This is a genomic window from Virgibacillus siamensis, from assembly GCF_039522605.1.
In the GTDB taxonomy this organism is placed as follows: Bacteria; Bacillota; Bacilli; order Bacillales; family Amphibacillaceae; genus Lentibacillus; species Lentibacillus siamensis.
Genome location: NZ_BAAADS010000025.1, coordinates 482,266 through 495,094, shown reverse-complemented (window position 1 = coordinate 495,094; position 12,829 = coordinate 482,266). Strand labels below are relative to the sequence as shown.

12 protein-coding genes are annotated in these 12,829 nt (G+C 42.6%); 5 read left to right on the top strand and 7 right to left on the bottom strand.

Annotated features, from left to right (window positions below; translation table 11 throughout):
• Nucleotides 1–220 precede the first annotated feature (220 nt).
• Nucleotides 221–1,690, top strand: coding sequence for an APC family permease (locus ABD010_RS17640; protein ID WP_343816142.1), 1,470 nt, complete (start codon nucleotides 221–223; stop codon nucleotides 1,688–1,690).
• A gap of 4 nt (nucleotides 1,691–1,694) precedes the next feature.
• Here the strand turns inward: ABD010_RS17640 and ABD010_RS17635 are convergent, their stop codons facing one another.
• From ABD010_RS17635 to ABD010_RS17625, 3 genes are read right to left on the bottom strand one after another with little or no spacing between them, the layout of a single operon-like run.
• Nucleotides 1,695–1,997, bottom strand: a complete 303-nt coding sequence (locus ABD010_RS17635; RefSeq protein WP_343816140.1) for a hypothetical protein — start codon at nucleotides 1,995–1,997, stop codon at nucleotides 1,695–1,697.
• Nucleotides 1,998–2,021: 24 nt separating this feature from the next.
• A complete protein-coding gene (locus ABD010_RS17630) occupies nucleotides 2,022–3,494 on the bottom strand; it encodes an MDR family MFS transporter (protein ID WP_343816137.1) in 1,473 nt (490 codons plus the stop codon).
• Complete coding sequence (locus tag ABD010_RS17625; RefSeq protein ID WP_343816134.1) at nucleotides 3,491–4,363, bottom strand: TetR/AcrR family transcriptional regulator; 873 nt, start codon at nucleotides 4,361–4,363, stop codon at nucleotides 3,491–3,493. Before ABD010_RS17625 ends, ABD010_RS17630 begins: the two co-directional genes overlap by 4 nt.
• Before the next feature lie 196 nt (nucleotides 4,364–4,559).
• On the opposite strand from ABD010_RS17625, the gene ABD010_RS17620 reads away from it, so the two are divergent.
• Entirely contained in the window at nucleotides 4,560–5,546 is a 987-nt protein-coding gene (locus ABD010_RS17620; protein WP_343816131.1) for a DUF2268 domain-containing putative Zn-dependent protease, read from the top strand.
• 674 nt (nucleotides 5,547–6,220) lie between these two features.
• On the opposite strand, the gene ABD010_RS17615 is transcribed toward ABD010_RS17620, so the two are convergent.
• The gene (locus ABD010_RS17615; RefSeq protein ID WP_343816128.1) at nucleotides 6,221–8,026 is read right to left on the bottom strand and encodes a M3 family oligoendopeptidase; all 1,806 of its coding nucleotides are present in this window, start codon (nucleotides 8,024–8,026) and stop codon (nucleotides 6,221–6,223) included.
• Between the two features lie 146 nt (nucleotides 8,027–8,172).
• Between ABD010_RS17615 and ABD010_RS17610 the strand changes: the two genes are divergently transcribed.
• Nucleotides 8,173–8,883, top strand: coding sequence for a class I SAM-dependent methyltransferase (locus ABD010_RS17610; protein ID WP_343816125.1), 711 nt, complete (start codon nucleotides 8,173–8,175; stop codon nucleotides 8,881–8,883).
• Nucleotides 8,884–8,903: 20 nt separating this feature from the next.
• On the opposite strand, the gene ABD010_RS17605 is transcribed toward ABD010_RS17610, so the two are convergent.
• A complete protein-coding gene (locus ABD010_RS17605; protein ID WP_343816122.1) occupies nucleotides 8,904–9,233 on the bottom strand; it encodes a YolD-like family protein in 330 nt (109 codons plus the stop codon).
• A 142-nt stretch (nucleotides 9,234–9,375) separates the two neighbouring features.
• Between ABD010_RS17605 and ABD010_RS17600 the strand changes: the two genes are divergently transcribed.
• Complete coding sequence (locus ABD010_RS17600) at nucleotides 9,376–9,987, top strand: DUF4352 domain-containing protein (protein WP_343816119.1); 612 nt, start codon at nucleotides 9,376–9,378, stop codon at nucleotides 9,985–9,987.
• Nucleotides 9,988–10,138: 151 nt separating this feature from the next.
• Nucleotides 10,139–10,624, top strand: coding sequence for a GNAT family N-acetyltransferase (locus tag ABD010_RS17595; protein ID WP_343816116.1), 486 nt, complete (start codon nucleotides 10,139–10,141; stop codon nucleotides 10,622–10,624).
• 66 nt (nucleotides 10,625–10,690) lie between these two features.
• On the opposite strand, the gene ABD010_RS17590 is transcribed toward ABD010_RS17595, so the two are convergent.
• Nucleotides 10,691–11,365: a class F sortase gene (locus tag ABD010_RS17590; protein WP_343816113.1), complete on the bottom strand. Its 675-nt coding sequence runs from the start codon at nucleotides 11,363–11,365 to the stop codon at nucleotides 10,691–10,693.
• A gap of 31 nt (nucleotides 11,366–11,396) precedes the next feature.
• On the bottom strand, nucleotides 11,397–12,752 hold the full coding sequence (locus ABD010_RS17585) for a copper amine oxidase (RefSeq protein ID WP_343816110.1): 1,356 nt from the start codon (nucleotides 12,750–12,752) through the stop codon (nucleotides 11,397–11,399).
• Nucleotides 12,753–12,829: the final 77 nt, after the last annotated feature.

The window sequence follows — 12,829 nt, the reverse complement described above, 5'->3', positions numbered from 1 at the left end:
TAAAACTCTCTGTCTATGTTTTGGCAGAGAGTTTTGTCTATAAAACTTTTGAATAAGCGTTATGTTTATTTTCATTTATAAAAAGCGAATTTATTATTGAAAATATATTATTTCGGCGATATGATGAAAGCGTTATCAATACAGGAGGATGAATCAGAGGAGTTGTTTTTAGGGGTTGGATTGTGATTTTCATATTACGAATTTGGAGGGTGTATACGTTATGAAAGAAAGAGAGCAGTTGGCAAAGACATTAAAGCCGCAATGGGTCTGGGCAATTGCATTGGGGTCGGCGATTGGCTGGGGTGCTTTTGTACAACCGTCTGTATGGATGGGAGGATCCGGTCCGCTTGGTGCTATTATCGGATTCAGTATTGGTGCGGTTTTAATGATGATTATAGCCGTCAGTTATGGTTTTTTGATTGAAAATTTTCCTGTTTCAGGTGGTGAATTTGCGTATGCATTTAAGGGATTTGGGCGAAATCATGCATATATAGCGGGATGGTTCCTGGTATTAGGTTATACGTGTATCGTCGCTTTAAATGCTTCTGCTTTGGCCCTGGTACTTAAATATATATTTCCCGCTGTTGCGGAACAAGGATACATGTACAATATAGCGGGATGGGATGTTTATTTTGTCGAGATACTCATCGCCAGCGCCGCATTAATTGCGTTTGCTTATATGAATCTCCGCGGGGCAAATTTATCAGGAAAAATACAATTTATCTTCGTTATTTGCATGATTATCGGTGTACTCTTTTTATTTGTGGGGGCAGTCATGCATCCGGAAACCGCTTTCAGTAATTTGCAGCCATTGTATAATCCGGATATATCTTCCTGGTCAAGTATTATTTTGATTGTGGCCATCGCACCATGGGCATTTGTCGGGTTTGATAATGTCCCGCAAGCAGCGGAGGAGTTTAATTTTTCCCCTAAAAAAGGGTTCATGCTGATTATTTTCTCACTCATTTGTGCAGGTCTTATATATGTACTGATGATAACTGCTACGGCATTGGCTATGCCATGGCAGGAACTTGTCGACAGCCAGCCGAAATGGGGGACAGGAGATGCGATGTCCGGTCTTTTCGGAAACTGGGGGATTCTAATTCTGGCAGTTGCTCTCTGTATGGGAGTATTTACAGGGTTAAACGGATTCTTTGTATCGAGCAGCCGTTTATTGTTTGCAATGGGTCGCGCTAAGATTATCCCGAGCGTCTTTGGAAAATTGCATTCGAAATATAAAACACCGTATGCAGGGATTATATTTACATGTATTGTGTGTTTAATAACGCCTTGGTTCGGCCGGCAGGTTCTTACCTGGGTTGTTAACATGTCTTCAGTTGGCGTAACTATCGCTTATATTTACACGTGTGTTGTTGCCTATAAGTTGTTCAAATGGTCGCGTGACTCATACAATCCGATCCAGGCTTTTTCAGCTGTAGTTGCCCCATTTAAAAAAGCGTTCAGCATGGTAGGCGCGTTAACTGGAGTTGTTTTTCTGGGACTCCTGCTTATTCCATCGTCACCAGCATTTATGGGCGTACCGTCTTTGATTGCATTGTTTATCTGGATTGCGCTCGGGGTCGTTTTCTATCTAATTAAGGGACCGGAATTCAGGAAAATCCCCAAAGATGAGATGGAGTATTTGATTTTGGGAACAGAGCGGAATGATGATACAGAGAAGAGTGGGTGAAATATTAAAAGTAATCATATGCGGCGGTGGATGCCAAGTCATCTTCTGCCGCTTTTTTGTGGGATATGAAGGTACTGACCAGAAATATGGCGGAAAAATGGTACAGGGGCATCGCGCCGAATAAAATGCCAAAGCCGCCGATGAATTGATTAATACCGCCGATAAAGTCGTAGGAACCGCTGATAAAATAGCCGAACCCGCCGATAAAATCGTAGGAGCCGCCGATAAAATGGGGCATCCGCAGATAAAGACGGATCAAGCAGCCACCAGCCTTGCCCCAATTGTCATTTACAAAAAACTGCCCCATTCAATGGGACAGTTCAATCATACATTATCTTAAACTGGCATCTTCACCGTGAATCTGCCGGACAATTTCTTTTTCTTTCTTAGGCGGGTGAAGAAACAGTGCCAAAATAAATGCAATGAATGCAAGAATGGTACTGCCCATAAATGCCCACTCATATCCGACTACCTGAGCCTGCATACCGACCAGCTCTGGTGAGGCAGACGGTTCGGGAACAAAATTTTTCGTTCCCATTGCAACCAGTGTCACCAGGATTGCCGTTCCGATGGATGCAGATATTTGCTGCAATGTGTTGGCCATGGCTGACCCATGCGCATACCATTTTGGCGGCAGCTGGTTCAACGCGGATGTCATTACCGGCATTAGGGCAAAGGACAGACCGAACATACGAATCGCATAGATAATCGTTAAATAGGTAAATGATGTATCGAGTGATAATCTCGTAAACATGAATGTTGTTACCGTTACAATACTGAGTCCGATTAATGCCAGCCACTTGGCACCAAACTTATCAAATAGCCGACCGGTTATCGGTGACAGAATACCGATCACGATAGCTCCCGGCAGCAGCATCAATCCGGACTTAAGCGGAGAGAACTGCAATACGTTCTGCATAAACAGCGGCAGCAATGTTTCTGCTCCAATTAATGATACCAATACTGTCATCGTGATAATGATGGCCAAGGTGAATATCCGGAATTGAAATACACGGAACTCAAGCATTGGTGTTTTCAGGACAAGCTGACGCCAGATGAACAACCCAATGATGATTACACCTGCACCTATTGATGAGAGTACAATTGTGCTTCCCCAGCCATTCTCAGATGCAATACTGAATCCATACAAAAATGAACCGAACCCGATGGAAGACAAAATAATCGACAACACGTCAATTTTAGGTTTCCGCAGATCCGTCACATTCCGTAAGAATAGTGCTGCGATAATCATAGTAACTGCAACAATCGGCAGTACGGTAATGAATAAAGAACGCCATGTAAAATGTTCCAAAAGCCATCCTGATAGTGTTGGGCCAATTGCCGGGCCGAATGCAATGACGATTCCGATCATCCCCATGGCAGTACCACGCCGCTCAACGGAAATGACCGCCAGCAACACCGTCATTAAAAGAGGCAGCATAATGCCTGATCCAGACGCCTGTACAACGCGTCCCAACAGCAATACCGGATAAACAGGTGCTATCGCCGAAATCGCAGTTCCAACACCAAACAGCCCAATTGCGGTTAAAAATAGTCCTCTTGTTGAAAATCGATCAATCAGAAATGCTGAAACAGGTATCATAATCCCGTTTGTCATGAGAAAAGCGGTGGTCATCCATTGCACTTCACCACGCGAGATGTCAAATGCCTCCTGAATGGTTGGCAGCGCGGTAGCCAGTAATGTTTCATTGATGATCCCCATAAACGCGCCAGTCAATAAAGCGGTTATCATTAATGCTTTTTGTTTTGCTGGTAAATCCCAGGAAGTTGCTGTATCACTCATGTCAAATCCCCTTTCCATACTTCCCATACTGTTATTATTTTCGTTAATTTCGTTTTTAAATAAGAGCGTCGATACAACTGTATGAGCAGTGCATCCACTAAAAATTCCCGCGGTGTTTTCTGTTCGAGTTCTTCCATCAGCAATTCAATCGATTGGATATCTTTTTCGATGGAAGGTGTTTTTTTAGTGTCTGCCTTCAGCTCTGTATACAATTCGCTCAAATCATGATACATGTTTTCGATGATCGCAATACTGGACTCATTGTCAGGGAAGTCCGGAAGCATCGGTGACAGTTCGTCGTCATGCTCAACCATCACTTTCAAACGTTCAGCGATGAAATCCCCAAGTCTATCAAGGGGCAATGTTGGTCCCGTCCATGTCATGCGCATTAAATAGCTGTGAATGATTCCTTCCATGATGATTGTCAAATCATTTACATAGGCTTTAATTTTCGGGCCGAACGCTTCCAGCAAAGCCTGCCTGTGCCATTGATGATGTGTCTTCCGGATCCGGTTCAGGAATTCCGATATTTCCCCTGTTTCATACGGTGGAAAGTCCGTCACTAAAGCAATAAAAAAAGATCTGTATTCAATTGATTTTTCAAGTTCAACTGAGATTTTTCGCTTCAGCACAAGCAGAGGCGACTGCTGCAAATCTTCCGCAAACCGGTCCGCCTTCGTGAATATGTCATCATAATAACGCTGCAGAAGTTCCAAAATCATGCTTTCTTTTGAACTGAAGTGTTTATAAAAAGCCCCCTTCGATATACCACATGCCTTGGTGATATCCGCTACCGAAGTGGCATGAAAACCATGTTGTTGAAACAATTGAACCGCTGCATCCAAAAGTTCCCCATGTCTTTGTGTCATGATGTTCCTCCAATTTTGACTCAACGTTTACTTATGGTAACTTTTTAGTCACCAGTATATAATAACACCATCGATTTATAGTAGCAAGTGGGAATGTTTGATGGTTGGGATGAAGTTTTTTTGACATTTTGTACAAATTTTTTGAATCATCTACCTTGGTCTAATCGTATAAGCAGGTAAGGCAAGGGGAAGTTTCATGAAAAAAGTGATGATGATAATCTTTCTGGCGATGATGGTGTTTTTGGCGGGGTGTGAGAATTCTGTTTCAAAAGAAAAAGATGACACTCAAATAAATGCACAGCAGTCCAACAACAAAGGTTCCAATCAAAATGAGGAAACTGACAAACAGCTTGTGGCAACTGCAAAAAACGAAAATGGCCAGACCTTTCATGTGATTTCCGCCTATAAGCTGGTGGATCAGTACGTACGAAAGATAGAGGACTCGTCAAGCGAGAGTCAGCGCTATGAGCTATGGCAGGATATCGTAGTGGATCAGATTCAGGATCGATGTTTCAGCGGAGTCTATTCACATTTGGTAAGCGATTATGCTTTTTCTCTGCCTCAAGATCTGGGCAGGATTAAAAGCAATAACAGCGTATTGAAAGCTTCCAATATCGAAAAATATATCATGGAGGCTTTAAAGACATCAGCGAAAAAATTTCCGGGTCCGGACACAACAGTTTGTCTGCTGCCTCAGGATAAGGGGCATTTTGCGGGCATAAATGTAGGAAAAGGCAAAATTTCAGTTTTTTATTCGTCATCTTTTAGTGAGACGTCAGTAAAAAGTACAGTTGCTCATGAATATCATCACAGCACTTGGACAGCAAAATTCGGTGAAGATTATAAATGGGATTTACTCGGTTCTATCCTCTTTGAGGGCAAAGCGGAATATTTTGCCTCGCTGGTATACGGGCAAACCAGTACAGCATTATATAACTATATGAGTACTGAGGAAGAAAAGAAACTGTGGAATACAATTAAAAATCCATTACATATCACAGACCAAGAAAAAATTCACAATATACTTTACGGAGGGGGAAAGGGCTTTCCAACGAATTTCGGCTACGTTGCTGGGTATCATATTGCCCGGGAATATGCGGAGAGTCATCCTAATGCAACAATTAAAGAGTGGTCAAAGCTACCCCCTGAGGAGTTGTATAAAAAGAGCGGTTATGGGGATTGAATGTAATGTTGTCACCTAAAAGCGAAGTCAGCACTCAAACGAGCGAAATCAGGCTCAAACGAGCGAAGTCGGCACTCAAACGAGCGAACTCAGTGCCCAAACGTGCGAACTCCAGCTGAAACGTGCAAAGTTAGCATACAAACGTGCGAACTGCGGTTGAAACGTGCAAAGTCAGCACCCAAACGAGCGAACCCCAGCTCAAACGTGCGGGATACGATTTCATTATAAAGATCGCAAATGTACTCCGCTCAAAAAAGAAAAAGATTGCTATACAAGCAACCTTCAAATTATAAAATCAGTCTCCAGCTTCAATTACAGCAACAATGGCTGCTATGGCTGCGGTTAAAAGGGCCACTCCAATGACCAGGCCAATAACAAAGTTTTCTTGTGAAATGCCCAAAATATCCATCGTAAAACATTCCTTCCGTTACCGTATCGTTGTTATTGATATGGTAACATAATTTGACAAGTTTAAAAGCACCATTGTATGAAAGAAGTGAGATGATGGGTTTTGTGTATGCCAATTTAGTTGTTTTGTCATCTGCTTGTTTATTATATTTTATGGGTAAATCAGGTTTTTATTGGGGTAAACATGTTAACAAAAAAGACAGTAACAATGATAACCACCCCTGAAGTCAGTGGGGTAGCTGTCATTGTTTGTATGTTAAAAAGCATTATATGGACGTGCGGCCGACATACTTTTCCGTCAACTGCAGATACGTTTCAATCGCATCCTGTACCGGTTGCAGTGCTGCATTCCAGAATTCTTTCTCTTTCATATCCTTACTTAAATAGGTCGCCGCTAATTGTTCAACGGTCATTCGTCCTGTGTTTCGCAGGATCTCGTCATATGTGTCAGGAAATTGGCTGCCTTGCTCTTGTGCCAGTGCGTAAATACCATTGCTGAACAGGTAGCCGACAGTATATGGGAAATTGTAAAATGCCTGCTCGGTATCATAAAGATGGGGGACGGTAACCCATTCAAATGGATTGACTTCATCAAGTGCATCACCATATACCTGTGAAAATTCGTTCTCCATTAAGCTGGAGATTTCCCCAGCTGTCAGCAGGCCCTGTTTTCTTTTTTCGTAAAGTTTTTGCTCAAAACGAAACATGGCAGGAACAGTTACTTGGTATTTCAGGCCGTTAATAATTTTCAGTTCAAGTAAAGAAAGTTGATCCGTTTCACTTTCCGCATGATCAATTGCAGCATCGAGTACCAGGTTTTCCATGAAGGTGGATGCTGTCTCGGCAACACTGGTGCTGACTTGACTGGCAAATTCCGGTTCGTTATGCAAAATATGATTGTGATATGCATGCCCGAGTTCATGTGCGATTGTGACGACATCCTGATAGGTTCCTCTGAATGTCAGGAAAATCCGGCTCTCGTTGGAGTACGTCATATTTGCACAGAATCCACCTTGCATTTTGCCTTTCCGGTCTTCCGATTCAATCCAGCCTTCCCGGAATGCTTTTTCCGCAAAATCTCCCAGTTTTTCACTAAAGGAATGGAACCGAGTAATAATGATGTCCGCCGCTTCATCATACGAAATCGTTTTGTTGCTTGAAAATGCTGGAGCGTCCGTATCATACCAGCTTAGCTTATCAAGTCCCATTACGGCAGCTTTCCGTTTGTAATACGTTTGTGCAGCATCACTGTTTTCCTTGATGGCCATCAGCATTGCCTGTATCGATTGTTCGTCAATGCGGTTTTCGTCGAGCGCTTCTTTTAACAGGTTGTTCCATCCGCGGAGATTGTACGTATCAAGCCGGTACCCGCTGATCCGGTTTAGAACGGTTTTAAATGTTTCAGCATTCGCTTCACAAACGTTCACGAGTGCGTGGGCCGAGTTTTTTCGTAATGTGCGGTCTTCGGCGAACATGGCGTTGCTGAAAGCTTGCTCAACAGACAGTTCTTCTGTTTGACCGTCTTTTTCCAGCGGGATCCGGAGATTGCCCATTACTTGTTCATAATAATCTTCCCAGCCGGCAAATCCGTTTATCGAAAGTTGGTTAATCAGTTTTTCCATTTTTGCTGGAAGTTTGTCACTCAACCTGCGTTTCCGCTCCTGTAAATGGAATTGATATTCCTGAACTTCTTCATTTTTTAGAAGTGCAGTCCACTCAGCTTCCGACATTTCTGCAAGCAGTTGATCCATATCAAGTCGGATAGTCTCAAAATCGGCCTGAATTTTGCCGCTTTCCTCCATTAAATTACCAACATCCGGGTCATTCACGTGGACTGCATACAGGCAATAAACATAGTCGTCCAGTTCCTCGGCCATTGCTGAAAATGTTTGGAGCTCGCGCAAAATATGGACAATATCTTCTATGTCTGAAGGCTCTGCAGTATCTATTTCGAGCGGGAATGATTTGATCTGGCTTTTTAACTGAGCGATTCGTTTATGTAATGACTCGGAATCTTTACCGCCCGGGTACAATGATTCCAGATTCCATGTTTGATTCATCGTGTTCTTCATTTTGATTCCTCCCAAGTATGTATCTGTAATGGTTATTATATAGTAATTTGATTGTTTGTGTATCGTTCCCGGGACTGATTTGAGTTCGTCCTCCGTGCTGTTATGGTAAAATAATCATATATCATTTTGTGTGGGAGGTGAGTTAATTGGAGAATTCAACAAAACATACATATGACAAATTGGCCGGTACGTATCAGAACGATATTGATGAAATGAGTCCATATAACGCATACTACGAGCGGCCGGCAATGATGGCTGCACTTCCCGAGGATTTATCTGGGAAAAAGGTGCTTGATGCCGGATGTTCGGCAGGGTGGTACCTTGCACGATTGGTGGAGCGGGGTGCAGAAGTTACCGGAATTGATGTGAGTTCGGAAATGGTCAAAGAAGCCCGGAAACGACTGGGTGACAGGGCGACCATTCTTTGTCATGACTTGCAGGAGACATTGCCCTTTGAGGATGATTCCTTTGATGTCATCGTCAGTTCATTAACACTGCACTATTTGCGGGATTGGGAGGCGGCATTCAGGGAATTTAACCGCGTTTTGAAAACAGGTGGCGTATTGCTGTTTTCTGTTCATCATCCGTTCATGGATTTTTCGAGATTCCAATGCAAGGATTATTTTGAAACACAGCTTTTGACGGACAGATGGGAAAAGCCGAACATCACGATTGATGTCAGTTTTTTCCGCCGGCCGATGCAGGATATAGTAGGGGAGACGGTGCGTTTTTTTACGCTGGATCAGCTGATTGAACCGACTCCTCAACCAGACATGAAGGAAATGGCTGCTAAATCCTATCAGTATCTCATGACCAATCCGCATTTTTTACTTATTAAAGCTACATCAGCAAAATGATCGAGGCAATCGCCCTGAATTCACAGGACGGTTACTTCCAAAATACTGTCAAAAGTGATGTTATTTGTTGCAGAGTGCTTTAGATATAAGCTTTTCTTCTCCATATTAATTTCGCTGACTTTTCCCTTTGTTACTGCAAAATCATGTTCAGCGAAATATACGATTTCAACAGGAAGATCGTTATGGATGGCGCATTGCAGCTTCATATCGATTTCTTCACGCTGCTGCTCATCAATGAGGGGTTTTTTCTTAAATTCCATCTCAGCAAAAATTTCCCTCAGCATCTGGACATGTTCAGGAATCATCATCGTTGAACCAATCCATTTTTTTGAACCACGGTCATTAATCATATATATCACCTTCTTTACGGAACGTTTGTTCGATTGTAACATAACTTTCTTGGATTGTGAATTGGTTATGAGGAACCAGGTATTCATATTTTTGCATACCCCAACTGATAATATGAAGTTACATTCTTAATTGGGGGTATTAATGATGAAAAAATTATTTACCGGATGCCTGACTGCGATTGGTGCAGTTGTTGTTTTAGTAATTATTATTAGTCTTTTTTCCGGCGGAGATGGATCCTCGGATACTGCTTCAGGAGAAAGTGATCAATCGAATCAGGAACAGTCAGCTGAAAGTGGTGCTGAAAAAGAAGAAAAAGCATCCAAAGTGAAGAAGGCAGGGATAGGTGAGACAGCGACCATTGCAGATGTTGGGTTCACTGTTAAAAATGTCAAAACGACCAGTGTGATTGAAAGTGGAAATCAGTTTACTGAAGATGCTAAAACAAGCGGCAAATTTGTTCTTATGGATGTGACGGTGAAAAACGGCCAAAAGGAACCGTTAACGATTAATTCCGGCTACTTTGAAATAAAGACATCGGATGGTACAACATACGAAGCGGTCACAGATGGTCAAGTATTAATGGCGATGGGTAATGTTGCCAGCGAATTCTTCCTGACCCAAATCAATCCAGGGCTGAGCAAATCGGGTAAAGTTGCGTTTGAAGTACCGAAAGATTTCAAACTGAAAAATGCTGTCCTGCATTGTCAGACCGGATTTTTCGGAACAGAAAGCATTGAGATCAGTCTTAAATAATGGAAATGGAATGCGGCTGCTTCGATGGGAGTGGCCGTACTTTAATTTGGTGATTATGTTAATAATAAGCGATTACCTTTAAAGGAAAATCGTACTTAATGTTGAAACAGTAACAAAGGGATGCATAACAGCAGTGTAAGGGGGGATTAATTTGCTTGAAACGACTAGATGCCACTTCAGAAATGTCCAGAAGTCGGATTTGCCTGATGTAAAACGACTTTATAAAAATGAAAAAGTGAGAGAATATCTCGGTGGTGTGCGTCAGGATGATACAATTACTGCGTTGTTTGAAGATATGCTTTCCGATTCAAATGATCTGCATTGGACTATAAGAGAAAAGCAGACGGATCAATTCATTGGATTGATTTCAATCGGGCTGCATCATGACAGCAATGAGGTTGAACTTTCCTATCAGCTCCTGCCTGATTGGTGGGGAAGGGGATATGCAACGGAAGCTGTTCAATCCATCATTCAGTTTGCGTTTGATGAATTGAACCTTTCCAGGCTTGTTGCTGAAACACAAACAGCCAATACTCCTTCCTGCAGATTACTGGAAAGGGCAGGGATGAAGTTTGAGAAAAAGGTCATACGGTTTGAGGCGGAACAGGCGATTTATTATATTGGCCAAACAGAATAAGACAAAACTAATCCCGTACCACATAAATTGTGATACGGGATTAGCTTCAGGGCAGTGACTGATGGATTATTTATCTGTTTGCAGTTCCGTGTAAACGACTAATCGGTTTATATGACCACCCTTTGATCTGTCAAATGGACCTGTGCATGTTACAAGATTCAGCATTTGTCTCGAAGTATACCCGAATATCTGCTTGACAGGGGCATCATCCATCGGAAAGATTTCCTTGCCGACAACTTCAAAAACGAGTTGTTTGCCATCCTTGTTCATGATTTTCACTTCGTCGCCTTTTTGTAAATCTTTCAGGTTGAAGAACACGCCTGGCCCAGTTTTGTCGTCTACATGTCCTGCGATTACAGCACTGCCGCGTTCTCCTGGTTTGGGACCGAGATCATACCAGCCGGTAATCCGGAAATTTTCCGGCACCGCCATTTGTCCGTTTTTCATCAGACCGACTTTTTCCACCTCTGATTCCACATCAATGGCGGGAATCTTGATGGTATCAGGAACGATTCCGTGTTGTTTTTTGGTTGTATCAATCCCTGATGAAGCTGTATTTAATTTGTTATTTGTATTGCTTATTTTGCTCCCGGAAGTCTTTTGGTCATTGGTTTTCTGCACAGTACGGGTCTCTTCATTCGAATCATTGGCAGCATCCTGACCGGAGTCTGTGCTTTGTGATTGACCGCATCCGGTGATGATTATCAGTGACAGTACCAGAATACTGAGTAAAGTTCGCATGGCACATCCTCCCGTCATTAGGGAATGGTTACTACTTATCATTGTTAGCAGTTTTATATTTTGATACTGCAGTTAAACCAATCAATGCGAACAGTCCTGCACCAAGAATCCACATCCACATCATGTCGTTGTTCTGATCAGCCGGCATGCCCAGTCCAGTGTTTGGCATTTCGGAAGGCATTTCGGATGCAAACTTTTCCGGGTTTTGGCTTACAATTCCAGATGACAGCAATTTGGCTGCTCCGTACATATGGCCATAGGAATCACGTGCTTGGGTGAATGCTTCGTTATATGAACCTTCCACATAGCTTTCAAACGAGCCGATCAGCTGGTTGACATGTTTCTGCAACCCTTTAGCAAGAACGGATGCCTTCACATTGCCGCCTGTTGCTTTTTCGATAAAGGCGGAAAAATCTTCTTTATACATTTTCAGGTTATCCAACGCTTTTTGTTTAACCTGTTCGTTCTCTTTGGCAGTTGCATTGACATAGTCGACAAAGTAGCCAATGTGTTCGGACCACATTTTATCAAATGCTTTACCTGCTTCTTTACCATATACCGATGCAATCGCGCTTGCCAAGTCATCTGTGTTGCCGCTTAATGCTTTCGTTGATGCTTTGAAATCGGGTGCGCCTTGAATACCATTTTGCATGGCGATTGTCGCCAGACCGGCATGTTCGGAAAGCAGCTTGCTCAAAGTGGCACGCAAATCGCCAGCCGGTGTTACTGCCATTGTGTTGTTAAATTTGTCCGGAAACTGATCCACAATCGCTGATGACAACCCTTTTGCCACCATATGCATGTGGGCGATTGCTTCGCGTTCATGCTGGTAAGCTTTTTGATAATTTTCAGCTACATAGCTGTCAAATGCTCCAATTAATTGATTCACATGAATTTGCAGACTTTCTGCCAATGATCCAGCTTCCAAACGTTTACCAGTTGCTTTTTCAAGAAACTGGGAGAAGTCTTTCCGATACTGGGAAAGTTCATCCAACGCTTTTTGCTTCGCTTGTTTATCACCCTCTGCAGTTGCATTGACGTAATCAACGAAATATCCGATATGTTCGGACCACATTTTTTGGAATGCTTTGCCTGCTTCATCACCATACACAGATGCAATGGCATTGCTTAAATCTTTCGTGTTTGATTTCAGTGCGGAGACAGACGCTTTGAAATCTTCTGTTCCAGCTGCTCCATTGCGCATTGCTTCAATTGCCAAAAACGCATGTTCACTCAACAGGTGTCCCAGGTTTGCCCGTAAGTCGACCGCTGCTGTATCAACAGATGACTGATTATCCATGGTTTCCGCGTTTACCAGACCTCCATTTGCTGAAAATAATAATGCTGCACTTAGTGGTACCGTTACTGCTGCTTTTTTCCAATTCATGAAAATTCCACTCCTTTTTTTAATTTCTACTAGGCTAACGGAGCAATTTTCAAATTGGATCACTTTCTTTTGAAAAA